The 22,252-nt window shown below is 58.0% G+C and carries 23 protein-coding genes and 1 tRNA gene; 23 read left to right on the top strand and 1 reads right to left on the bottom strand.

Annotated elements, in window-relative coordinates:
- Nucleotides 1-14: 14 nt before the first annotated feature.
- The 3 genes from carB to AACO21_RS09480 all read left to right on the top strand — a co-directional run bounded on the left by carB (nucleotide 15) and on the right by AACO21_RS09480 (nucleotide 4,231).
- On the top strand, nucleotides 15-3,221 hold the full coding sequence (gene carB, locus AACO21_RS09490) for a carbamoyl-phosphate synthase large subunit (protein ID WP_346192276.1): 3,207 nt from the start codon (nucleotides 15-17) through the stop codon (nucleotides 3,219-3,221).
- Nucleotides 3,222-3,287: 66 nt separating this feature from the next.
- A complete protein-coding gene (gene greA, locus AACO21_RS09485) occupies nucleotides 3,288-3,764 on the top strand; it encodes a transcription elongation factor GreA (RefSeq protein ID WP_346192275.1) in 477 nt (158 codons plus the stop codon).
- Between the two features lie 5 nt (nucleotides 3,765-3,769).
- Nucleotides 3,770-4,231, top strand: coding sequence for a DUF4149 domain-containing protein (locus AACO21_RS09480; protein WP_346192274.1), 462 nt, complete (start codon nucleotides 3,770-3,772; stop codon nucleotides 4,229-4,231).
- 2 nt (nucleotides 4,232-4,233) lie between these two features.
- On the opposite strand, the gene AACO21_RS09475 is transcribed toward AACO21_RS09480, so the two are convergent.
- Entirely contained in the window at nucleotides 4,234-4,590 is a 357-nt protein-coding gene (locus AACO21_RS09475) for a YhbY family RNA-binding protein (RefSeq protein WP_346192273.1), read from the bottom strand.
- 31 nt (nucleotides 4,591-4,621) lie between these two features.
- Between AACO21_RS09475 and rlmE the strand changes: the two genes are divergently transcribed.
- From rlmE to nuoL, 20 genes are all read left to right on the top strand, one after another.
- Complete coding sequence (gene rlmE, locus AACO21_RS09470; protein ID WP_346192272.1) at nucleotides 4,622-5,239, top strand: 23S rRNA (uridine(2552)-2'-O)-methyltransferase RlmE; 618 nt, start codon at nucleotides 4,622-4,624, stop codon at nucleotides 5,237-5,239.
- Nucleotides 5,240-5,293: 54 nt separating this feature from the next.
- On the top strand, nucleotides 5,294-7,174 hold the full coding sequence (ftsH, locus tag AACO21_RS09465; protein ID WP_346192271.1) for an ATP-dependent zinc metalloprotease FtsH: 1,881 nt from the start codon (nucleotides 5,294-5,296) through the stop codon (nucleotides 7,172-7,174).
- Between the two features lie 87 nt (nucleotides 7,175-7,261).
- On the top strand, nucleotides 7,262-7,579 hold the full coding sequence (locus AACO21_RS09460; RefSeq protein WP_346192270.1) for a dihydropteroate synthase: 318 nt from the start codon (nucleotides 7,262-7,264) through the stop codon (nucleotides 7,577-7,579).
- Nucleotides 7,580-7,589: 10 nt separating this feature from the next.
- Nucleotides 7,590-8,066, top strand: coding sequence for a dihydropteroate synthase (gene folP, locus AACO21_RS09455; protein WP_346192269.1), 477 nt, complete (start codon nucleotides 7,590-7,592; stop codon nucleotides 8,064-8,066).
- Entirely contained in the window at nucleotides 8,066-9,424 is a 1,359-nt protein-coding gene (glmM, locus tag AACO21_RS09450; protein ID WP_346192268.1) for a phosphoglucosamine mutase, read from the top strand. Before folP ends, glmM begins: the two co-directional genes overlap by 1 nt.
- Before the next feature lie 77 nt (nucleotides 9,425-9,501).
- Nucleotides 9,502-10,251, top strand: coding sequence for a triose-phosphate isomerase (gene tpiA, locus AACO21_RS09445; protein ID WP_346192267.1), 750 nt, complete (start codon nucleotides 9,502-9,504; stop codon nucleotides 10,249-10,251).
- A 12-nt stretch (nucleotides 10,252-10,263) separates the two neighbouring features.
- Nucleotides 10,264-10,635 carry a preprotein translocase subunit SecG gene (gene secG / locus AACO21_RS09440; RefSeq protein ID WP_346192266.1) on the top strand — a complete coding sequence of 124 codons (372 nt, stop codon included), beginning with the start codon at nucleotides 10,264-10,266 and terminating at the stop codon, nucleotides 10,633-10,635.
- Between the two features lie 54 nt (nucleotides 10,636-10,689).
- Nucleotides 10,690-10,774: transfer RNA gene (locus AACO21_RS09435), tRNA-Leu, on the top strand.
- A gap of 61 nt (nucleotides 10,775-10,835) precedes the next feature.
- Nucleotides 10,836-11,210, top strand: a complete 375-nt coding sequence (ndhC, locus tag AACO21_RS09430; protein ID WP_346192302.1) for an NADH-quinone oxidoreductase subunit A — start codon at nucleotides 10,836-10,838, stop codon at nucleotides 11,208-11,210.
- 3 nt (nucleotides 11,211-11,213) lie between these two features.
- Nucleotides 11,214-11,690, top strand: a complete 477-nt coding sequence (locus AACO21_RS09425) for an NADH-quinone oxidoreductase subunit B family protein (protein WP_346192265.1) — start codon at nucleotides 11,214-11,216, stop codon at nucleotides 11,688-11,690.
- A gap of 20 nt (nucleotides 11,691-11,710) precedes the next feature.
- Nucleotides 11,711-12,316: an NADH-quinone oxidoreductase subunit C gene (locus tag AACO21_RS09420; RefSeq protein WP_346192264.1), complete on the top strand. Its 606-nt coding sequence runs from the start codon at nucleotides 11,711-11,713 to the stop codon at nucleotides 12,314-12,316.
- Nucleotides 12,309-13,562, top strand: coding sequence for an NADH-quinone oxidoreductase subunit D (locus tag AACO21_RS09415; protein WP_346192263.1), 1,254 nt, complete (start codon nucleotides 12,309-12,311; stop codon nucleotides 13,560-13,562). The genes AACO21_RS09420 and AACO21_RS09415 overlap by 8 nt, the downstream gene beginning before the upstream one ends.
- Entirely contained in the window at nucleotides 13,562-14,035 is a 474-nt protein-coding gene (nuoE, locus tag AACO21_RS09410; RefSeq protein ID WP_346192262.1) for an NADH-quinone oxidoreductase subunit NuoE, read from the top strand. The genes AACO21_RS09415 and nuoE overlap by 1 nt, the downstream gene beginning before the upstream one ends.
- Nucleotides 14,035-15,363 carry an NADH-quinone oxidoreductase subunit NuoF gene (gene nuoF, locus AACO21_RS09405; protein ID WP_346192261.1) on the top strand — a complete coding sequence of 443 codons (1,329 nt, stop codon included), beginning with the start codon at nucleotides 14,035-14,037 and terminating at the stop codon, nucleotides 15,361-15,363. Before nuoE ends, nuoF begins: the two co-directional genes overlap by 1 nt.
- A gap of 43 nt (nucleotides 15,364-15,406) precedes the next feature.
- The gene (gene nuoG, locus AACO21_RS09400) at nucleotides 15,407-17,737 is read left to right on the top strand and encodes an NADH-quinone oxidoreductase subunit NuoG (protein WP_346192260.1); all 2,331 of its coding nucleotides are present in this window, start codon (nucleotides 15,407-15,409) and stop codon (nucleotides 17,735-17,737) included.
- Nucleotides 17,738-18,787 carry an NADH-quinone oxidoreductase subunit NuoH gene (gene nuoH / locus AACO21_RS09395; protein WP_346192259.1) on the top strand — a complete coding sequence of 350 codons (1,050 nt, stop codon included), beginning with the start codon at nucleotides 17,738-17,740 and terminating at the stop codon, nucleotides 18,785-18,787. It begins immediately after the preceding gene.
- A 10-nt stretch (nucleotides 18,788-18,797) separates the two neighbouring features.
- Nucleotides 18,798-19,286 (top strand): NADH-quinone oxidoreductase subunit NuoI, encoded by a 489-nt coding sequence (nuoI, locus tag AACO21_RS09390; RefSeq protein ID WP_346192258.1) that lies wholly within the window; start codon nucleotides 18,798-18,800, stop codon nucleotides 19,284-19,286.
- 12 nt (nucleotides 19,287-19,298) lie between these two features.
- Nucleotides 19,299-19,895, top strand: a complete 597-nt coding sequence (locus AACO21_RS09385) for an NADH-quinone oxidoreductase subunit J (RefSeq protein WP_346192257.1) — start codon at nucleotides 19,299-19,301, stop codon at nucleotides 19,893-19,895.
- A 14-nt stretch (nucleotides 19,896-19,909) separates the two neighbouring features.
- Nucleotides 19,910-20,221 (top strand): NADH-quinone oxidoreductase subunit NuoK, encoded by a 312-nt coding sequence (gene nuoK / locus AACO21_RS09380; RefSeq protein ID WP_346192256.1) that lies wholly within the window; start codon nucleotides 19,910-19,912, stop codon nucleotides 20,219-20,221.
- The gene (nuoL, locus tag AACO21_RS09375; RefSeq protein ID WP_346192301.1) at nucleotides 20,221-22,242 is read left to right on the top strand and encodes an NADH-quinone oxidoreductase subunit L; all 2,022 of its coding nucleotides are present in this window, start codon (nucleotides 20,221-20,223) and stop codon (nucleotides 22,240-22,242) included. Before nuoK ends, nuoL begins: the two co-directional genes overlap by 1 nt.
- Nucleotides 22,243-22,252 lie beyond the last annotated feature (10 nt).

The following is a 22,252-nucleotide window of genomic DNA, read 5'->3' as shown; positions in this document are numbered from 1 at the left end:
GGAGAGATTAAGAAATGCCGAAACGTACAGACATTAAAAGCGTACTGATCATTGGCGCGGGTCCGATCATCATCGGCCAGGCCTGTGAATTCGACTATTCCGGTGCCCAGGCCTGCAAGGCGCTGCGCGAAGAAGGCTACAAGGTCATTCTGGTTAACTCCAACCCGGCGACCATCATGACCGACCCGGAAATGGCCGATGTGACCTACATCGAGCCGATTACCTGGCAGGTTGTGGCCAAGATCATCGAGAAGGAGCGCCCGGATGCGCTGCTGCCCACCATGGGCGGCCAGACTGCACTGAACTGCGCGCTCGACCTCGACCGTGAAGGTGTGCTCGAGAAGTTCGGCGTCGAACTGATCGGCGCCTCCAAGGAAGCCATCGACAAGGCCGAAGATCGCCAGAAGTTCAAGGATGCCATGACCAAGATCGGTCTCGGCTCCGCGCGCTCGGCGACGGCGCACAGCATGGAAGAGGCCTATCAGGTACAGGCGACCGTGGGTTTCCCGACCATCATCCGTCCGTCGTTCACGCTGGGCGGAACCGGGGGCGGTATCGCTTACAACATGGAAGAGTTCGAGACCATCTGCAAGCGCGGTCTTGAAGCCTCGCCGACCAACGAGCTGCTGATCGAAGAATCGCTGCTCGGCTGGAAGGAATACGAAATGGAAGTGGTCCGCGACAAGGCGGACAACTGCATCATCGTCTGTTCCATCGAGAACCTGGATCCGATGGGCGTGCATACCGGCGACTCGATCACCGTGGCCCCGGCTCAGACGCTGACCGATAAGGAATACCAACTGCTGCGTAACGCCTCCATCGCCGTCCTGCGCGAAATCGGCGTCGATACCGGCGGTTCCAACGTGCAGTTCTCGATCAATCCGAAGGATGGTCGCTGCATCGTCATCGAAATGAACCCGCGCGTCTCGCGTTCGTCGGCGCTGGCTTCCAAGGCGACCGGCTTCCCGATCGCCAAGATCGCCGCCAAGCTGGCCATCGGCTACACCCTGGACGAACTGGCGAACGACATCACCGGTGGCAAGACCCCGGCCTCGTTCGAGCCGTCCATCGACTACGTTGTGACCAAGGTGCCGCGTTTTGCCTTCGAGAAATTCCCGCAGGCGGATTCCACCCTGACCACGCAGATGAAGTCGGTCGGTGAAGTGATGGCCATGGGCCGTACCTTCCAGGAGTCCCTGCAGAAGGCCCTGCGTGGCCTGGAGGTCGGTGTGGATGGCTTCAACCTGAAGTCGGTCGATCCGGAAACCATCGATGAGCAACTGGCCCGTCCGTCGCCGGATCGCCTGTGGTATGTCGCCGATGCTTTCGGTGTCGGCATGTCGGTCGAAAAAGTCTTCGAGCTGACCAAGATCGATCCGTGGTTCCTCGTCCAGATCAAGGAGATCGTCGATCTCGAACTGGAAGTGGAAAAGCGCGAATTTGCATCGTTGACCGCCGAGGAACTGCGGTTCCTGAAGAAAAAGGGCTTCTCCGATCGTCGTCTGGCCTATCTGCTGAAGACGAGCGAAGCTGATTTCCGCAAGCGTCGCCATGAGCTCGGTGTGCGCCCGGTCTACAAGCGCGTCGACACCTGTGCGGCCGAGTTCTCGACCGATACGGCCTACCTGTACTCGACCTATGAGGATGAGTGCGAGGCCAATCCGACCGACAAGAAGAAGATCATGGTGCTGGGCGGTGGTCCGAACCGCATCGGCCAGGGTATCGAGTTCGACTACTGCTGCGTGCATGCCGCCATGGCGATGCGCGAAGACGGTTACGAAACCATCATGGTCAACTGCAACCCGGAAACCGTCTCGACCGATTACGACACCTCGGATCGTCTGTACTTCGAGCCGCTGACGCTGGAAGATGTGCTGGAAATCTGCGCCATCGAAAAGCCGGTTGGCGTGATCGTCCAGTACGGCGGTCAGACCCCGCTCAAGCTGGCCCTGGCCCTGGAAGCGAACGGCGTGCCGATCATCGGTACGACGCCGGAGTCCATCGACATTGCCGAAGACCGCGAGCGCTTCCAGAAGTTGTTGCAGGAGCTGGGCCTCAAGCAGCCGCCCAACCGTACGGCCCGTACGGAAGAGGAAGCGCTGCGCCTGGCGGCTGAAATCGGTTATCCGCTGGTCGTGCGCCCGTCCTACGTGCTGGGTGGTCGCGCCATGGAAATCGTGCATGAGCAGAAGGATCTCGAGCGCTACATGCGTGAGGCCGTGAAGGTTTCCAACGATTCGCCGGTGCTGCTTGACCGCTTCCTGAACGACGCCTGCGAATGCGACGTCGATGCCCTGTCTGATGGTGAAGAAGTGATCATCGGCGGTGTCATGGAACATATTGAGCAAGCGGGTGTGCACTCGGGTGACTCGGCTTGTTCGCTGCCGCCGTATTCGCTTTCCCCGGCGATTCAGGACGAACTGCGTCGTCAGACCAAGCTGATGGCCAAGGCACTCAACGTCTGCGGCCTGATGAACGTCCAGTTTGCCATCAAGGACAACGAGGTCTACGTGCTGGAAGTGAACCCGCGCGCCTCGCGTACCGTGCCGTATGTCTCCAAGGCAACCGGTCTGCAACTGGCCAAGATCGCTGCCCGCTGCATGTCAGGCAAGAGCCTGAAAGCACAGGGCGTGACCAAGGAAGTCGTGCCGCCGTACTTCTCGGTCAAGGAAGCTGTTTTCCCCTTCGTGAAGTTCCCGGGGGTCGACACCATTCTGGGGCCGGAAATGAAGTCGACCGGCGAGGTCATGGGCGTGGGTACGACCTTTGCGGAAGCATTCGTGAAGTCGCAGCTGGCTGCCGGTGTGCGTTTGCCGGCCGGTGGCAAGGTCTTCCTCTCCGTCAAGGACAGCGACAAGGCCAAGGTGGTCGATATCGCCCGCAATCTGCACGAAGCTGGTTTCCTGCTTGCCGCAACGCGCGGCACGGCTCATGCCATCGAAGCAGCTGGCCTGCCGGTGCAGATCGTGAACAAGGTGACCGAAGGGCGTCCGCACATCGTCGATATGATCAAGAACGACGAAATTTCGCTGATCATCAACACGGTTGAAGAAAAGCGTGGCGCGATCAACGATTCCCGCTCGATCCGTACTTCCGGCCTGCAGGCGCGTGTCACCATGTACACGACGATCTGGGGTGCCGAAGCCGCGGTGGAAGGGATTCGTCATCCGGGTGAGCTCGTGGTTTACCCGATCCAGTCGCTGCACGCCCAGTTGCACTAAACCCAACCCAAGCCGCCGGGCCGCCCTGCGTCGGGCGCCGGCGGTTTTCCTTTTGCAGGAATGAACATGACCAAGATTCCGCTGACCGTAAAAGGGGCTGAAAAGCTGCGTGAGGAATTGCACCGTTTGAAGACGGTGGAGCGTCCGAATGTGGTGGCTGCGATTGCCGAAGCCCGTTCGCATGGCGACCTCTCGGAAAATGCCGAATACGATGCTGCCAAGGAGCGCCAGGGTTTCATCGAGGGGCGCATTGCCGAAGTCGAAGGCAAGCTCTCGAATGCGCAAATCATCGATCCGACTTTGCTCGATGCCGATGGCCGCTGCGTGTTCGGCGCCACGGTTGAAATGGAAGATCAGGATTCGGGCGATACCGTGACTTACCAGATCGTCGGTGAGGACGAGGCGGACATCAAGGTGGGCAAGATTTCGGTGAATTCGCCGGTCGCGCGCGCCCTGATCGGCAAGTACGCCGGCGATATCGCCCAGGTGCAAGCTCCGGGCGGTATGCGCGAATACGAAATCATCGACGTCCGTTACGAGTAATGGCCATGCGCACCGTCACGGAAGCCTTGTACCGGATTTTCGTGGTGGTTTGGGTGGGTGGTTTGCTGGCGATCGGCTATTTGGCCGCCCCGGTACTGTTCGCCAGTCTGAATGACCGGACCCTGGCCGGTGAGGTGGCGGGCAAACTGTTCGCCTTGATCGGCTGGGTTGGTTTGGCTGCGGGGAGCTACCTGAGCCTTTTTCTGATCGGCCGTTGGCGTGCTGCCGTATTCAAGCGGGCCGTATTCTGGCTCGTGTTGCTCATGCTCGGCATGACGGCGGCGCAGCTTTTCGGGATTCAACCCCTGATGGCGCAGTTGAAACTCGACGCCTTGCCGCGTGAGGTCATGGAGAGCGTATTGCGAGATCGCTTCGCGACCTGGCATGGCGTCGCCAGCATCCTCTACCTGGTGGAGAGTTTGCTGGGACTTTGGCTTGTGGTGTGGACTGAGCGCGGTCTGCGCTGAAATCAGCCCTGAAAGCTGCGCTTGGTGCGACGCGGCGCGGCTTTGGGTGCCGATTTGGCGGCTTTCTTTGCTTCAGCAGCGGCTTTTTCCGGGCTGTGGCGGTATACCACGAGCAGTTTTCCGATATGCTGGACCGGGGCGCAGTCGAGTTCGCTGCAGATTTGCGCGTAATAGGCCAGGCGATCTTCGCGGCTGTCACCATAGACGCGAATCTTGATGAGTTCGTGGGCCTTCAGGCAGGTATCGATTTCCTTCAGGACGGCTTCCGTGAGGCCGTTTTCGGAAATCGAGACAACCGGATTGAGGCCATGGGCCTGGGCGCGCAATTCGCGGCGCTCGGCAGACGTGAGTTGTTGCATAGTAAACCTTTCAAAAACCGTATTTTACCGAATGAAGAGAACCAGAACCAGCAAGGCGTGGATGCAGGAGCACGTCAATGACCCTTATGTGCAACTCGCCAAGAAGGAAGGCTGGCGTTCGCGCGCCGCTTTCAAGCTGATGGAGATCGATGATAAGGACAAATTGCTCAAGCGCGGTGAGGTGGTGGTCGATCTGGGGGCAACGCCGGGTGGCTGGTCTCAGGTCGCGGTAAAACGGGTCGGTGATGGCGGTCTTGTTTTTGCGCTGGATCTGCTCGAAATGCACCCGATTCACGGTGTGCATTTCATTCAGGGCGATTTTCGCGAGGATGATGTACTCGAACAACTGGAAACGATGCTGGGCGATCGCCAGGTGGGGCTTGTAATGTCCGATATGGCCCCCAATATGTCAGGGGTGCCGCTGGTCGATCAGGCGCGCGTGATGCATCTGGCTGAACTGGGTCTGGAGTTTTCCCGTGCGCATTTGAAACCGGAAGGTGCTTTTCTGGTCAAAGTTTTCCAGGGCTCGGATTACGAGACCTTTCTGAAGTTGATGCGCGAGACTTTTAAGACGGTGGTGATCCGTAAGCCGGATGCGTCACGGGACCGGAGTCCGGAGCTCTATCTCCTCGGGCGTACATTGCGCTGAGGAATTGTTTAGAATGGCGTTTTTATCGCTCGACGCTGTAGAAGGAGAGCAAGCTTGAACAATATGTTCAAAAACCTCGCTGTCTGGCTCGTCATCGGCCTAGTCCTGATGACGGTCTTCAATCAGTTCAATTCGCGCCAGGTTGCGACCGGTACCGTCGAATACTCCCAGTTCATCGAAGAGGTGAAGCAGGGGCGGATTTCCAAGGTGGTCATGGAAGGGCGTACGCTCAAGGCTACGACGACCGAAGGCAAGCGCATTACTTCGTATGCACCGCCCGATCTCTGGCTCGTTTCTGACCTGCTCAAGAATGGCGTGAAAATCGAAGCCAAGCCGGAAGAGGAGCCGTCTTTCCTGATGAACCTCTTCGTCAGCTGGTTCCCGATGCTGCTTTTGATCGGTGTCTGGGTGTTCTTCATGCGCCAGATGCAGGGCGGTGGCAAGGGGGGAGCATTCTCCTTCGGCAAGTCGCGGGCCCGGATGATGGACGAGGCGCAAAACACCCTGACCTTCGCCGATGTGGCAGGTTGTGACGAAGCCAAGGAAGAGGTGCAGGAGCTGGTTGATTTTCTGCGCGATCCGTCCAAGTTTCAGAAGCTCGGTGGCCGTATTCCCAAGGGGGTGCTGATGGTCGGCAATCCGGGTACCGGCAAGACCTTGCTGGCGAAAGCCATTGCGGGCGAAGCGAAAGTGCCCTTCTTCTCGATTTCCGGCTCCGATTTTGTCGAAATGTTCGTCGGTGTGGGTGCGGCACGCGTTCGCGACATGTTCGAGAATGCGAAGAAGCATGCGCCCTGCATTATCTTCATCGATGAAATTGATGCTGTCGGTCGCCATCGCGGCGCTGGTCTCGGCGGTGGCAACGACGAGCGCGAACAGACCCTGAACCAGTTGCTGGTCGAGATGGATGGCTTCGAGGGGCACTCCGGCATCATCGTGATTGCCGCGACCAACCGCCCTGATATTCTGGATCCGGCCTTGCTGCGTCCGGGACGCTTCGATCGTCAGGTTGTTGTTCCGCTGCCCGATATTCGCGGTCGCGAAGAAATCCTCAAGGTGCACATGCGCAAAGTGCCGATTGCCGGCGATGTGAAGGCGGACATCATTGCGCGTGGTACGCCGGGTTTCTCTGGCGCTGACCTGGCCAATCTGGTGAACGAGGCTGCCCTGTTTGCAGCGCGTGGCAACAAGCGCCTGGTTGATATGGACGACTTCGAGAAAGCCAAGGACAAGATCATGATGGGCGCGGAGCGCCGCAGTATGGTCATGACCGAGGAAGAGAAGATGAACACGGCTTACCACGAGTCCGGTCATGCCGTCGTGGCGAAGCTGGTGCCGAAGTCTGATCCGGTTCACAAGGTCACCATCATTCCGCGCGGGCGCGCCTTGGGCTTGACCATGCAGTTACCGGAGCAGGACCGTTACGCGTATGACAAGGAATATCTCCTGTCGCGTATCGCCGTGCTGTTTGGTGGCCGGATCGCAGAAGAACTCTTCATGAACCAGATGACGACCGGTGCCTCGAACGACTTCGAGCGTGCCACCCAGATGGCGCGTGACATGGTGACGCGCTATGGCATGTCCGAGCTGGGCGTGATGGTGTACGGCGAAAACGAGGGTGAAGTCTTCCTCGGTCGTTCGGTCACCCAGCACAAGAATGTCTCCGAGGCGACGATGCAGAAGGTGGATGCGGAAATTCGCCGAATCATCGATGAGCAATATGCTCTCGCACGCAAACTGCTGGACGAAAACCGCGACAAGGTCGAGGCCATGACCAAGGCGCTGCTCGATTGGGAAACCATCGACGCCGAGCAGATTGATGACATCATGGATGGCAAACCCCCGCGTCCGCCCAAGCCAACCGGCGGTACTGCGCGTAGCGCCAAGCCGGACGATTCGCAGGGTGCTGAGCCGAGTGCTGCGGCAACGGCCTGATGACTCACTGTTGATGAATATGGCCGGGTGTCACGCCCGGCCTTTTTGCTTCTTATGAATCAAGAATTGCATTGCGGACGTTTCCGCTTGTCCCTTGCCCGCCCGCTGGTGATGGGGATCGTCAATCTGACGCCGGACTCTTTTTCCGATGATGGGTTGGGTGGTGATGTTGAGCGTGCGGTTGCGCATGCGCGGGCTCAGTGGGAGGCGGGGGCGGATATTCTGGATGTGGGCGCGGAGTCCTCGCGGCCCGGTGCGGTGCCGACTCCCGAGGATGAGGAATTGCGCCGTTTGATTCCGGTTGTTTCAAGAATCGCCGAGTGGGGTGTGCCGGTTTCGGTGGATACCTACAAGCCCGCAGTGATGCGTGCGGCGATTGCGGCAGGGGGCGTCGTTATTCAATGATATCAGTGGCTTGCGTCATCCTGGTGCCATCGATGTGCTGCGCGAATCGGACTGTGGCGTCTGCATCATGCACATGCAGGGTGAGCCGGGGTCGATGCAGGCAGCCCCCGACTACGAGAGCGTGGTGGATGAGGTGTCCGGCTACTTGCTGGCGCGTGCGCAGGCCTGTCGCGAGGCAGGGATTGCTGCCGGGCGGATCGTGCTCGATCCAGGCTTTGGTTTTGGAAAAACGCTCGCCCACAATTTGGCCCTTTTTAGAGCGTTGACCGTCATGGCGGCTGAAGGTTATCCGTTGCTGGTCGGTGTGTCGCGTAAAAGCATGATTGGCGCGATCACGGGGCGAGCAGTGGGCGAGCGCATGCCGGGGAGCGTGGCGGCGGCGGTGCTTGCGGCCTCAAAGGGTGCGAAAATATTGCGTGTGCATGATGTGGCTGCGACCGTGGATGCCTTGAAGGTCTGGGCGGCGATTGAACAGGGAGAATACTGATGGGCAGAAAATATTTTGGTACGGACGGTATCCGAGGGCGGGTAGGGCAGTCGCCGATTACGCCGGATTTCGTGATGCGTCTGGGGTTCGCAGCCGGTAAGGTCCTGGTGGGGGCGGCTCGGATGAAGCCGGGTGAGCGCCCTTCCGTGCTGATCGGCAAGGATACCCGCCTTTCCGGGTACATGCTGGAATCTGCGCTTGAGGCCGGTTTTTCTGCGGCGGGCGTCGACGTCTGTCTGGTGGGGCCGATGCCGACGCCGGCTGTGGCCTATCTGACGCGTGCGTTGAGGCTGCAGGCGGGGATTGTGATCTCGGCTTCTCATAACCCGTACTACGATAACGGTATCAAGTTTTTCTCGGCACAAGGCACCAAGTTGCCGGATGAGATCGAATTGGCGATCGAGGCGGCCATCGATGAGCCGATGGTATGCGTGGCACCGGCAGACCTTGGGCGGGCCCGCCGGATTGATGATGCGCGCGGACGTTACATCGAGTTTTGTAAAAGCACCTTCCCCAACGACCTGGATCTGCGCGGCCTGAAAATTGTGGTGGATTGCGCGCATGGTGCGGCCTACCACACTGCCCCGGAGGTGTTTCACGAGTTGGGGGCAGAGGTGGTGACCATCGGAACGCAGCCGAATGGCCTGAATATCAATGATGGCGTCGGTGCAACAGCGCCGCGAGCCCTGGTTGAGGCGGTGTTGGCTCAGCGCGCCGACCTGGGGGTCGCTTTGGATGGCGATGCGGATCGCATTCAGATGGTGGATGCTGCCGGGCGTTTGTACGATGGAGATCAGCTGCTCTATGCCATCGTCAAAGGCCGTGCGCGCACGGCCAAGGTGGCGGGGGTGGTGGGGACGCTGATGAGCAATCTCGCGCTGGAGCATGCCTTGGCCAAGTTGGCCGTACCATTTGCGCGGGCGGCGGTGGGAGATCGCTATGTGGTGGAGATGCTCAATGAAAAGGGCTGGCTCTTCGGTGGCGAAAACTCCGGGCACATCCTGGCGTTGGACCGTCATACCACGGGGGATGGCACAGTTGCTGCCTTGCAGGTCTTGGCCGCGATGCGGGAAGCTGGAGCAGCACTGGATACCCTTCTCGGCGACCTGGTTCTGTATCCCCAAAAGCTGATCAATGTGCCCATTTCCAAAGGGTTTGCATGGCGGGATGAGCCTCAGATTCAGCAGGCTGTCGCTGCGACAGAGGCGGCGTTGGCGGGGCGTGGACGTGTTTTGTTGCGGGCCTCCGGCACCGAGCCGTTACTGCGGGTGATGGTGGAGGGTGAGGATGCGGCAGAGGTCGCAAATGCGGCTGAGGGGTTGGCGAACGTGGTTCGACAGCTCGTCCAATCGTCCTAAGACCTTGGTTTTCTTGACCGTAAAATTCCTCGCTCGCTATAATCCTAAGGTTTTGTTCCTCGAAATTTGGCCGGTTGATGCGTAAAAAACTCGTGGCGGGAAACTGGAAGATGCACGGTAGCCTCCAGGCCAATCAGCGTCTGGTTGAGGCGGTTCGTGAAGGCGCAGCGCCGCTGCGTTGCGACGTGGCGCTGTGTGTCCCCTTTCCCTATCTTGCGCAGGTGTCTGGATTGTTGTCCGCCTCCACGCTGGGCTTGGGGGCGCAAACGGTCAGTGAGTTCGGGCAGGGTGCATATACCGGCGAGGTTTCTGTGGCGATGCTGAAGGAATTCGGCTGTCGCTATGTCATCGTCGGGCACTCCGAGCGTCGCACCCTGTTTGGCGAGACGGATCAGGTCGTTGCCGATAAGTGTGTTGCTGCGCTGGCTGGTGGTTTGTTACCCATTGTTTGCGTGGGCGAGACGCGTTTGGAGCGGGAGTCTGGTCAGACGCAGGAGGTCGTATCGCGCCAGTTGGCGGCGGTGCTGAGTGCTGTGGGTGTGGCTGGTCTGGCGAATCTGGTGATTGCCTACGAGCCGGTTTGGGCGATTGGGACAGGGCTGACTGCTTCACCGGCAGAGGCGCAGGCCGTGCATGCGGCAATTCGCGAGCAAGTGGCTGCATTGGATGCGGGGCGCGCGGCGACCTTGCAAATTCTTTATGGGGGTAGCGTCAAACCTCAAAATGCTGTTGAACTGTTTGCGCAGGCAGACATCGATGGTGGTTTGATTGGTGGGGCGGCACTCGTTGCGGAAGACTTCCTGGCAATCTGTCAGGCAGCAAATTAATAGGCGGTGTACATGAGTTGGATGTTTTCGGTGGTGCTCACGATCCATATTCTGGTGGGCTTGGCGGTGATTGGTCTGGTCCTGATGCAGCATGGCAAGGGGGCTGATATGGGGGCTGCTTTTGGTAGCGGTGCCTCGGGGAGCCTGTTTGGTGCCAGTGGTTCTGCCAATTTTCTCAGTCGTACGACAGGAATCCTGGCTGCAATCTTCTTTGTGACTAGTTTGACGCTGGCATATGTGGCCTCCAGCAAGCCAAAAACGACTGGAAGCCTGATGCAAGAAACGGTACAATCCGAAACCGTTTCGCCGGCAGCTCAAACTGCAGGCGAGGCGCCTGCCAATGCTGCAGATGCAGCATCCAAGGCCAAGGATATTCCGAAGTAAACGCAAGGATGGTCTATCCGGCATGATCCCTCGCCGGGTGGATCAAAAAGTAGTGCCGACGTGGTGAAATTGGTAGACACGCTATCTTGAGGGGGTAGTGGCGCAAGCTGTGCGAGTTCGAGTCTCGCCGTCGGCACCAATAATAGGGCAGTCACCTTTGGGTGTGCTGTTTCGTACAAGAAACTGAATTAAGGCGGCGGATCATGGAAAACTACTTTCCAATCCTGATGTTCGTCCTGGTGGGGGTTGCGGTCGGTGTGCTGCCGGTTGCAATGGGCTTTTTGCTCGCGCCCAGCCGGCCGGATCCTGAAAAGCTTTCTCCCTACGAGTGTGGCTTTGAGGCTTTCGAAGATGCGCGCATGAAGTTTGATGTGCGCTACTACCTGATTGCCATCCTGTTTATCCTGTTTGATCTTGAAGTGGCCTTCCTCTTCCCGTGGGCGACCATTTTCAAAGATATCGTTGCGACCGAGTCGATCAAGATGTTTGGCTTCGTCGAAATGCTGATTTTTGTCACGATCTTGGTGATTGGCTATATCTATGCCTGGGCCAAGGGCGCGCTTGAATGGGAATAAGACATGGCGATCGAGGGTGTTCTTCAGGAAGGCTTTGTCACCACCACTGCTGACAAGCTCATCAATTACATGCGTACCGGCTCCTTGTGGCCGATGACTTTTGGTCTCGCATGCTGTGCGGTTGAAATGATTCATGCGGGGTGTTCCCGTTATGACTTGGACCGCTTTGGTGTGGTGTTTCGTCCCAGTCCGCGTCAGTCTGATGTGATGATTGTTGCGGGGACTCTCACCAACAAGATGGCCCCTGCCTTGCGCAAGGTCTACGACCAGATGGCTGAGCCGCGCTGGGTGATCTCGATGGGTTCTTGTGCCAACGGTGGTGGCTACTACCACTATTCCTATTCCGTCGTGCGCGGTTGTGACCGCATCGTGCCGGTGGATATCTATGTTCCGGGCTGTCCTCCGACGGCGGAAGCGCTTCTGTATGGAATTATCCAGTTGCAGAACAAGATCCGTCGTACCAATACCATCGCCCGCTAAAATTTCGAGGCTGAACGATTATGTCCGCCAAGCTGGAAGCGCTTAGCCAGAATCTTCAGGCCCAATTCGGTGACACGCTGCAGTCGCTGAAAGTGGCGCTTGGGGAAGTGACCATCGAGGTTGCTGCTGCTGATTATCTCTCGGTCATGAAGACCCTCCGTGACGAGCCTGCGCTCGGTTTTGAGGAGTTGACTGATCTCTGTGGTGTGGATTATTCGACGTATGGCGACGGTGCCTGGCAGGGCAAGCGTTTCGCAACGGTCGTTCATCTCCTGTCGCTGGCTAATAACTGGCGGCTGCGCGTGCGCGTTTTTGCAGATGATGACGCCTTTCCTGCTGTCGACACCATTACCGAGGTGTGGACCAGTGCAAACTGGTTTGAACGTGAGTCCTTTGATCTCTTTGGTATTGCCTATGTGGGCCATCCGGATTTGCGCCGCATCCTGACGGACTATGGTTTTATCGGGCATCCGTTCCGTAAGGACTTCCCGATTTCCGGTCATGTCGAAATGCGATATGACCCGGATCAGGCTCGCGTGATTTACCAGCCGGTGACGATCGAGCCGCGTGAAAATACCCCGCGCATTGTGCGCGAAGATACCTACGGGGATGCTGCACATGGCTGATATTCGCAATTTCACCCTTAACTTCGGTCCGCAGCACCCTGCGGCGCACGGTGTGCTCCGTTTGGTTCTGGAGCTGGATGGCGAAGTGGTTCAGCGTGCCGATCCGCATATCGGTCTGCTGCATCGTGCCACCGAAAAGCTTGCCGAGACCCGTACCTGGGTTCAGTCGGTGCCTTACATGGATCGTCTGGATTACGTCTCCATGATGTGCAACGAGCATGCTTACTGTCTGGCGACGGAAAAGCTGCTTGGCATCGATGTTCCGGAGCGCGGTAAGTACATCCGAACGATGTTCGATGAAATTACCCGTATCCTGAATCATCTATTGTGGATCGGGTGTCACGCTCTTGACGTGGGTGCCATGACCATGGCGCTCTATACCTTCCGCGAGCGCGAAGACCTGATGGATGCCTATGAGGCGGTATCGGGGGCGCGTCTGCATGCTGCCTACTATCGTCCGGGCGGGGTCTATCGTGATCTGCCGGACCGCATGCCGCAGTATGAGCCTTCCACTTGGACGAGTGCGAAGAAGGCCAAGGAGTTGAACGAGAACCGCAGCGGTTCGCTGCTCGACTTCCTGGAAGACTTCACCAATCGATTCCCCACCTATCACGCCGAATATCACACCCTGCTGACCGATAACCGTATCTGGAAGCAGCGTCTGGTTAATGTCGGCGTGGTAACGCCGGAGCGCGCCAAGCAAATGGGCTTCTCCGGTGCGATGTTGCGCGGTTCCGGGATTGCATGGGATTTGCGCAAGAAGCAACCCTATGCAGCCTATGACAAGGTTGACTTCGATGTGCCGGTTGGCGTGAATGGCGATAGCTACGACCGTTATCTGGTGCGCATGGAAGAAATGCTGCAATCCAACCGCATTATCAAGCAATGTATCGACTGGCTGCGCAAGAATCCGGGCCCCGTGATTACGGATAATCACAAGGTGGCACCGCCGGCGCGCGAGAATATGAAGTCGAACATGGAAGAGCTGATTCACCACTTCAAGCTCTTTACCGAAGGTATTCATGTTCCTCCGGGCGAGGCCTATGCTGCTGTTGAGCATCCTAAGGGCGAGTTCGGTATTTACTTTGTCTCTGATGGTGCCAACAAGCCCTACCGCATGAAGATTCGTGCGCCGGGTTATGTTCACCTGGCCGGGATGGATGAAATGGTCCGTGGCCATATGCTTGCCGACGTCGTTACGATCATCGGCTCCCAGGATATCGTTTTTGGCGAGATCGACCGCTGATGTTTTCCGCAGACACCTTCAAGAAATTCGATCGCGAGGTCGCCAAGTATCCTGCTGACCAGAAACAGTCGGCAGTCATGGCTTGTCTCGCGCATGCGCAGGAAGAATTGGGCTGGTTGCCTGCAGAGGCAATCGAGGCCGTGGCAAATTATCTCGGCATGCCGCCGATTGCCGCGTACGAAGTTGCTTCCTTTTACAACATGTATGACCTGAAGCCGGTGGGTAAGTACAAGATCACGGTCTGTACCAACCTGCCCTGTGCATTGTCCGGCGGCTATCATGCAGGCGAGTACCTGAAGCAAAAGCTCGGTATTGGCTATAACGAGACGACGGTCGACGGCAAATTCACCCTGAAAGAGGGTGAGTGCATGGGCGCGTGCGGTGATGCGCCGGTTTTCATCGTCAATAATCGTTCGATGTGCAGCCACATGCATCCGGAACAGATCGACAAGCTGCTGGAGGAGTGCAAATAATGGCGATGCTTGGATCGATTAATGGCCTTCTGATGGAAGGTCTCGATGGCGATAACACCTGGCACCTGCAGGATTATGTGAAGCGTGGGGGCTATGCTCAGCTGCGCCGCATTCTGGAAAACAAGATTTCCCAGGAAGACGTCATTGGCGAGGTGAAAAAATCCGTACTGCGCGGTCGTGGCGGTGCTGGTTTTCCGACGGGCCTCAAGTGGTCTTTCATGCCGCGTTCCTTCCCGGGCGACAAGTACGTTGTTTGTAACACCGATGAAGGTGAGCCGGGGACCTTCAAGGATCGTGACATCATGCGCTACAACCCGCATGCTGTGATCGAAGGGATGGCGATCGCCGCCTACGCGATGGGTGCCAATCGCGGCTACAACTACGTGCACGGCGAAGTCTGGCTGGAGTACAAGCGTTTCGAAGAGGCGCTGGATGAAGCTCGGGCTGCCGGCTTCATTGGCCAGAATATCCTGGGTTCCGGGTTCAATTTCGAATTGTTTGCCCATCACGGTTACGGCGCCTACATCTGCGGCGAGGAAACTGCGCTGCTCGAATCGATCGAAGGCAAGAAGGGTCAGCCGCGCTTCAAGCCGCCGTTCCCGGCCTCGTTTGGTCTCTACGGCAAGCCGACCACGATCAACAATACAGAGACGTTCGCGTCCATCCCCTTCATTCTGAATATCGGGGGTGAGGATTATTTGAATCTGGGCAAGCCGAACAACGGCGGTACCAAGTTGTTCTCGGTCTCCGGTCACGTCAATCGTCCCGGCAATTACGAAATTCCCCTCGGCACGCCGTTTTCCACCCTGCTTGAAATGTGTGGCGGGATGCGTGGTGGTCGCAAGTTGAAGGCCGTCATTCCCGGCGGTTCCTCGGCGCCGGTGCTGCCGGGCGATGTCATGATGGACTGCACGATGGATTACGACTCGATCAGCAAGGCTGGTTCGATGCTCGGTTCCGGTGCGGTCATCGTGATGGATGAGACCGTGTGCATGGTCAAGGCGCTGGAGCGCTTGTCCTTCTTCTATCACGAAGAGTCCTGCGGCCAATGCACTCCCTGCCGTGAAGGTACTGCCTGGATGTACAAGGTGATTCACCGGATCGAGCACGGGCAAGGCAAGCCGGAGGATCTGGATCTGTTGAAGAGCGTTCTGGGCAATATTTCCGGCCGTACGATCTGTGCGCTGGGTGATGCCGCCGCCTTCCCGGTTCAAAGCTTCCTGAAGCACTTTGGCAGCGAGTTCGAATATCACATTGAGAACAAGCGTTGTCTCGTTCCGCAGGATGTCCAGTGGGCAGGCAGCGGCTTCCACAAGATTCCGGCCTGACCTCGGGCGGGCGCGTTAAGAATACTGGCTACAAGGTAGCGACATGCTAGAAATCGAAATCGACGGCAAAAAAGCGCAGGTCCCTGACGGCAGTACGGTCATGGATGCGGCGCAGCAGTTGGGGGTGTATATCCCTCATTTCTGCTATCACAAGAAGCTTTCCATCGCAGCGAACTGCCGCATGTGTCTGGTGCAGGTGGAGAAGGCGCCGAAGCCGCTTCCGGCTTGTGCCACTCCGGTCACCAACGGCATGAAGGTATTCACCCATTCTGAACTGGCCGTGAAGGCCCAGAAAGGCGTGATGGAATTCCTGCTCATCAACCACCCGCTGGATTGCCCAATCTGCGATCAGGGGGGGGAGTGCCAGCTGCAGGACATGTCCATGGGGTACGGCCCGATGAAGAGCCGTTACACCGAAGAAAAGCATGTCGTTTTCCACAAAAATGTCGGCCCGCTGATTTCCATGGAGGAAATGAGCCGCTGCATTCACTGTACCCGCTGCGTGCGCTTCGGTCAGGAAATCGCCGGCATCATGGAACTTGGCATGGCCAATCGGAACATGCACTCGGAGATTCAGACCTTCGTCGGTCGCTCCGTGGATTCCGAGTTGTCCGGCAACATGATTGACCTGTGCCCGGTTGGTGCGCTGACTTCCAAGCCGTTCCGTTATACCGCGCGTTCCTGGGAATTGCAGCGCCGCAAGTCGGTCAGCCCGCATGATTCCGTTGGCGCCAATCTGGTCGTTCAAGTCAAGCAAGACAAAGTGATGCGCGTTTTGCCGCGCGAAAACGACGCGGTCAACGAATGCTGGATCTCTGATAAAGAACGCTTTGCTTATCAGGCACTGAATTCGGAAGAGCGTCTGACCAAGCCGATGGTCAAGCAAGGTGGCGAATGGCGCGAAGTGGACTGGAACGTCGCGCTCGACTACGTCGCCCACGGCTTGAAGGATGTCGCCCGCGAACATGGTGGGGATGCGCTCGCTGCATTGGCCGCGCCGAGCTCAACGCTGGAAGAGCTGGCGCTGCTGAGCAAGGTCATGCAGGGCCTGGGCTCCGGCAATATCGATTTCCGTCCCCGTCAGAGCGATTTCTCCGCGGACGGCAAGCGTGCCGGTACCCCGTGGCTGGGCATGCGTTTGAGTGAAATCGCCGACCTCGATGGTGCATTGGTCGTCGGATCTTTCCTGCGTAAGGATCATCCGCTGATCGCTCAGCGCCTGCGCCAGGCCGCCAAGAAATTTACCAAGGTCAGCGTGTTGACCGTATCCGGTGACGATCCGCTGATGGCATTGCACGCCAAGCAGGTTGTTGCACCGTCTGCCCTGGCTGATGCGCTGGCTGCCATCGTGAAGGCTGCTGCCGAGATCAAGGGCGTTGCTGCGCCGGCAGGCCTGGATGCTGTTCAGGTTACCGATGTGGCTCGCACCATTGCGCAAAGCCTGGTGGATGGCGAGAAGCGTGCCGTCTTCCTGGGCAATGTCGCAACGCAATTGGATTGCGCCGCTACTCTTCAGGCCCTGGCCCTGGAACTCGGTAAGCTGACCAATGCCGTGGTCGGCCATCTGGGTGAAGCAGCGAATGTGGTTGGCGGCTACGTGGCCGGCGCACTGCCGCGTGCTGCCAATGCCCGCCAGATGTTCGAGCAGCCGCGCAAGGCCTATGTCCTGATGGGGATTGAACCGGAGTTTGATTGTGCCAACCCGCAACGTGTGGTCGGTGCGCTCAAGCAAGCCAGCCTGGTGGTCTACATGTCGGCCTTCAAGCATGCCCCGGCTCTTGAGTATGCGGATGTGATGCTGCCGCTCGCGCCTTATACCGAAACAGCCGGGACCTTCATCAATATCGAAGGTCGCGTGCAGAGTTTCAACGGCGTTGTCCGCGCGCAGGGCGAAGCCCGCCCGGCCTGGAAAGTGCTGCGTGTGCTGGGCAATGTGCTCAATCTGGACGGTTTTGCTTACGAAAGCAGCGAAGCCGTGCGTGATGAAGTACTGGGCAAGGGCGTTGAATTTGTTGCCGGTCTCGATAACGGCCTGACATCCGTGTCCATGACGCTGCCTGCGCCGGTCGCTGGACTGCAGCGAATCGCCGATGTGCCGATTCACTTTGCCGATCCGATGGCACGTCGTGCGCCTGCTTTGCTGCAGACGGCCGATGCTGTCGCGCCGACCGCGCGTATGAACGCCGCAACCCTCGCGCAACTGGGTGTGAGTGCCGGTGATCAGGTACGCGTCAAGCAGGGGCAGGGCGAAGCCGTGCTGCTTGCCAAGGCCGATGAGGGCGTTCCCGCCGGTTGCGTGCGTGTTGCTGCCGCACACGCTTCAACTGCCGCGCTGGGCGATATGTTCGGTGTGATTACCGTGGAGCGTGCATAAATGGACGCCATCATGAATTTCGGCCAGGGTATGTTTGGCGGTGCCTGGCCCGCCGTCTGGGCGCTGCTCAAGATCGTGCTGATCGTTGCACCGCTGATGCTTTCCGTGGCCTACCTGACGTGGGCGGAACGTAAGGTCATCGGCTACATGCAGGTCCGTATCGGTCCGAACCGTGTTGGTCCCTGGGGTTTGATCCAGCCGATCGCTGACGGTTTGAAGCTGCTGCTGAAGGAAATTGTTGTTCCGACCGGCGCCAACAAGGGCATCTTCATCATTGCACCGATGCTGGCCATTGCGCCCGCGTTGGCGGCCTGGGCGGTTGTGCCGTTCAACGAAACCCTGGTACTTGCCAACATCGACGCCAGTCTGCTGTACATCATGGCCATCACCTCCATGGGGGTGTACGGGATTATCCTGTCCGGCTGGGCATCCAACTCCAAGTATGCCTTCCTCGGCGCCATGCGTTCCGCTGCTCAGATGGTGTCCTACGAAATTTCGATGGGCTTCTCGCTGATCTGCGTGCTGATGGTGTCGAACAGCCTGAATCTGGTGGACATCGTCAATGCGCAGAACACCGGGCGTTTCGAAAGCTGGGGTCTGGATTTCCTCTCCTGGAACTGGCTGCCGCTGTTGCCGATGTTCCTGGTCTACCTGATCTCCGGTGTGGCAGAAACCAACCGTGCGCCGTTCGACGTGGCTGAAGGTGAGTCGGAAATCGTTGCCGGCTTCCACGTTGAATACTCCGGGATGGCCTTCGCGGTGTTCTTCCTCGCGGAATACGCCAACATGATTCTGGTTTCAGCCCTGACCGCCATCATGTTCCTGGGTGGCTGGCTGTCGCCGGTTGGCTTCCTGCCGGACGGTATTCTGTGGCTGTTCGCCAAGATGGCGTTCATCCTCTTCCTCTTCCTCTGGTTCCGAGCCACCTTCCCGCGTTATCGCTACGATCAGTTGATGCGTCTGGGCTGGAAGGTGTTTTTGCCGATCTGCATGATCTGGCTGGTTGTCGTGGGCGTCTGGATGATGTCCCCCCTGAATATCTGGAAGTGAGGAGAGATCAATGGGTTCGATGAAGGAAATCTTCAACAGCCTCCTCCTCAAGGAGTTGTTGAAGGGGATGTCGGTGACGGGCAAGTATTTCTTTGCTCGCAAGATCACCGTCCAGTATCCCGAAGAAAAGACGCCGCAAAGTTTCCGCTTCCGCGGTCTGCACGCCTTGCGCCGTTACCCGAACGGGGAAGAGCGTTGCATTGCCTGCAAACTGTGCGAGGCAATCTGTCCGGCCATGGCCATCACGATCGAGGCTGAGCCGCGTGATGATGGTTCGCGCCGCACCACGCGCTATGACATCGATTTGACGAAGTGCATCTTCTGCGGCTTCTGCGAAGAAGCCTGCCCGGTCGATGCCGTCGTTGAAACCCGGGTCTTCGAATATCACGGTGAGAAGCGTGGCGATCTCTATTACACCAAGCAGATGCTGCTGGCGAATGGTGATCGTTACGAAGCGCAGATCGCCGAGGACCGCGCGCTCGACGCGCCTTACCGCTAACAGGTGCCTGCGATGGACTTCCAAAGCTTCGTATTTTTCTTCCTTTCCGCCATCCTGGTCTTTGCCAGCTTGCGCGTGATCACGGCCCGGAACCCGGTGCATGCTGCACTGCACCTGATTCTGGCCTTCTTCACCTGCGGTGGTGTCTGGGCATTGCTGCAGGCCGAGTTTCTCGCGATTGCGATCATTCTGGTCTATGTCGGCGCGGTGATGGTCTTGTTCCTGTTCGTCGTGATGATGCTGGACATCAACATGGATCGGATTCGCCAGGGATTCTGGAATTATCTGCCGCTGGGTGCCGTGCTTGGGCTGCTCATGGTCCTGGAAATGGGCCTCGTGCTGGGCAGCAAGTACTTCCAGGTGCCGGCTGCTGACGCCATGGTGCCGGCAGGGGTTTCCAACACCAAGAGCATCGGCGCGCTGATGTTCAGCGAGTACGTCTATCCGTTTGAACTGGCCTCCATCATCCTGCTCGTCGGCATGATCGCAGCCATCGTTCTGACCTACCGTGGTCCGAAGAAGACCAAGTACACCAACCCGAATCAGCAGGTCTTCGTCAAGGCGAAGGATCGCGTCCGCGTCCTGCAGATGCCGGTTGAAAAAGACTGAACCCCGGGGGGCCAATGCTTACTCTGACACTTTCACACTTCCTGATTCTGGGCGCGATTCTGTTCGCGATCAGCATCGTCGGCATCTTCCTGAACCGCAAGAATCTGCTGGTTCTGCTGATGGCAATCGAATTGATGCTGCTTGCGGTCAACATGAATTTTGTGGCGTTTTCCCACTATCTTCAGGACCTCTCGGGCCAGATTTTCGTCTTCTTCATCCTGACCGTTGCAGCGGCTGAGTCCGCGATCGGTCTGGCGATTCTGATCGTGCTGTTCCGCAACCTCAATAGCATCCACGTGGATGATCTGGACAGCCTGAAGGGTTAATCATGGAAATGCAGAAACTCTACTTGCTCGTCCCGCTCGCGCCGCTCGTCGGCGCGATGATCGCCGGTCTGTTCTGCCGCGTCATTCCGCGCTGGCTGGCCCACACGGCCACCATCGCCGGTGTCGCGGTGGCCTTCATTGCCTCGATCCTGATCTTCAAGGATGTTCAGGCGGGCAATACCTTTAACGGCCCGGTCTATACCTGGCTGACCAGCGGTGATTACAAGTTCGAAGTCGGCTTCATGATCGATACGCTGACGACGACCATGATGATTGTCGTGACCTTCGTCTCGCTGATGGTGCACCTCTATACCATCGGCTACATGCACGATGATCCGGGTTACAACCGCTTCTTCAGCTACATTTCGTTGTTCACCTTCTCCATGCTGATGCTGGTGATGAGCAACAACTTCATGCAGCTCTTCTTCGGTTGGGAAGCGGTTGGCTTGGTCTCCTACCTGCTGATCGGTTTCTGGTACACCCGTCCGACGGCCATTTTTGCCAACATGAAGGCCTTTCTGGTTAACCGTGTCGGCGACTTCGGCTTCATTCTCGGTATCGGTCTGATCCTCGCGCACTTTGGTACGCTGAATTACGTTGAGGTCTTTGCCAAGGCCAATGACTTTGCCGCCACCACGATCAATATCTGGGGTGCCGCCGAGTGGTCGCTGATGACCGTGACCTGCATCTGCCTGTTCATCGGTGCCATGGGTAAATCGGCTCAAGTGCCGCTGCATGTCTGGCTGCCGGACTCCATGGAAGGCCCGACGCCGATTTCTGCCCTGATTCACGCGGCCACCATGGTTACCGCGGGTATCTTCATGGTCTCCCGGATGTCCCCGCTGTTCGAGCTGTCCACGACGGCACTCTCCTTCGTGATCGTGATTGGTTCGATTACCGCGCTGTTCATGGGTTTCCTGGGCATCATCCAGAACGACATCAAGCGCGTGGTTGCCTACTCCACCCTCTCTCAGTTGGGCTACATGACGGTGGCGCTGGGTGCGTCCGCCTACTCGGTCGCCATCTTCCACCTGATGACGCACGCCTTCTTCAAGGCATTGCTGTTCCTTGCGGCGGGTTCCGTGATCATCGGGATGCACCACGATCAGGACATCCGTAACATGGGTGGTCTGCGCAAGTACATGCCGATCACCTGGATCACCTCCCTGGTCGGCTCCCTGGCCCTGATCGGCACGCCTTTCCTGTCCGGCTTCTACTCCAAGGACTCGATCATCGAGGCGGTTGCCCTGTCGCATATCCCGGGTGCCGGCTTTGCCTACTTCGCGGTCATGGCCGGTGTTTTCGTCACTGCCTTCTACTCCTTCCGCATGTACTTCCTCGTTTTCCACGGCGAAGAGCGTTTCGGCAAGGATGGCCATCACGCGCATGATGATCATCATGATGACGACCACGGTCATCATCACGGTCTTGGCCCGGGTGAGAAGCCGCACGAAACCCCCTGGGTTGTCTGGTTGCCGCTGGTTCTGCTGGCCATTCCGTCGGTTGCGATTGGTTACATCGCCATTGAGCCGATGCTGTTCGGTGATTACTTCAAGGGCGTGATCCACGTCGATAGCGCTGCACACCCGGCCATGGCTCACCTCGCTGAGCATTTCCATGGTGCTGCTGCGATGGGCGTTCATGCACTGACCACGTTGCCGTTCTTCCTCGCGCTCTCTGGGGTTGTCCTGTCCTGGTTCTTCTACATGAAGCGCCCGGATATTCCGGCGGCTATCCAGCGCAAGTTCTCGGCGATTAACACCCTGTTCGAAAACAAGTACTACTTCGACAAGATCAACGAAGTCGTCTTCGCTGGCGGTGCGCGTTTGCTGGGCAAGGTGTTCTGGCGCGGCGGTGACGTCGCCATCATTGATGGCTTGATCGTCAATGGCTCGGCCAAACTCGTTGGCTGGATCGCAGCGGTAACCCGCTACTTCCAGACCGGTTACGTTTATCACTACGCTTTCACCATGATCATCGGCTTGTTTGTGCTGATGACCCTGTGGATCAACCGCGCATAGCGTGAATAGT

Source organism: Dechloromonas sp. ZS-1 (genome assembly GCF_039649255.1).
Taxonomy (GTDB): Bacteria; Pseudomonadota; Gammaproteobacteria; order Burkholderiales; family Rhodocyclaceae; genus Azonexus.
The sequence above is the reverse complement of the archived record's forward strand: the minus strand, read 5'-3'. Positions and strand labels throughout refer to the sequence as shown.

Bases quoted from the DNA above. Each gene is read 5' to 3' on its own strand.
- secG (WP_346192266.1), top strand. From the start codon at position 10,264: ATGAGTTGGATGTTTTCGGTGGTGCTCACGATCCATATTCTGGTGGGC.
- nuoE (WP_346192262.1), top strand. From the start codon at position 13,562: ATGTTTTCCGCAGACACCTTCAAGAAATTCGATCGCGAGGTCGCCAAG.
- nuoH (WP_346192259.1), top strand. From the start codon at position 17,738: ATGGACGCCATCATGAATTTCGGCCAGGGTATGTTTGGCGGTGCCTGG.
- glmM (WP_346192268.1), top strand. From the start codon at position 8,066: ATGGGCAGAAAATATTTTGGTACGGACGGTATCCGAGGGCGGGTAGGG.
- greA (WP_346192275.1), top strand. From the start codon at position 3,288: ATGACCAAGATTCCGCTGACCGTAAAAGGGGCTGAAAAGCTGCGTGAG.
- AACO21_RS09420 (WP_346192264.1), top strand. From the start codon at position 11,711: ATGTCCGCCAAGCTGGAAGCGCTTAGCCAGAATCTTCAGGCCCAATTC.
- AACO21_RS09385 (WP_346192257.1), top strand. From the start codon at position 19,299: ATGGACTTCCAAAGCTTCGTATTTTTCTTCCTTTCCGCCATCCTGGTC.
- AACO21_RS09415 (WP_346192263.1), top strand. From the start codon at position 12,309: ATGGCTGATATTCGCAATTTCACCCTTAACTTCGGTCCGCAGCACCCT.
- tpiA (WP_346192267.1), top strand. From the start codon at position 9,502: ATGCGTAAAAAACTCGTGGCGGGAAACTGGAAGATGCACGGTAGCCTC.
- nuoI (WP_346192258.1), top strand. From the start codon at position 18,798: ATGGGTTCGATGAAGGAAATCTTCAACAGCCTCCTCCTCAAGGAGTTG.
- AACO21_RS09425 (WP_346192265.1), top strand. From the start codon at position 11,214: ATGGCGATCGAGGGTGTTCTTCAGGAAGGCTTTGTCACCACCACTGCT.
- AACO21_RS09480 (WP_346192274.1), top strand. From the start codon at position 3,770: ATGCGCACCGTCACGGAAGCCTTGTACCGGATTTTCGTGGTGGTTTGG.
- AACO21_RS09475 (WP_346192273.1), bottom strand. From the start codon at position 4,590: ATGCAACAACTCACGTCTGCCGAGCGCCGCGAATTGCGCGCCCAGGCC.
- nuoG (WP_346192260.1), top strand. From the start codon at position 15,407: ATGCTAGAAATCGAAATCGACGGCAAAAAAGCGCAGGTCCCTGACGGC.
- nuoK (WP_346192256.1), top strand. From the start codon at position 19,910: ATGCTTACTCTGACACTTTCACACTTCCTGATTCTGGGCGCGATTCTG.
- carB (WP_346192276.1), top strand. From the start codon at position 15: ATGCCGAAACGTACAGACATTAAAAGCGTACTGATCATTGGCGCGGGT.
- nuoF (WP_346192261.1), top strand. From the start codon at position 14,035: ATGGCGATGCTTGGATCGATTAATGGCCTTCTGATGGAAGGTCTCGAT.
- rlmE (WP_346192272.1), top strand. From the start codon at position 4,622: ATGAAGAGAACCAGAACCAGCAAGGCGTGGATGCAGGAGCACGTCAAT.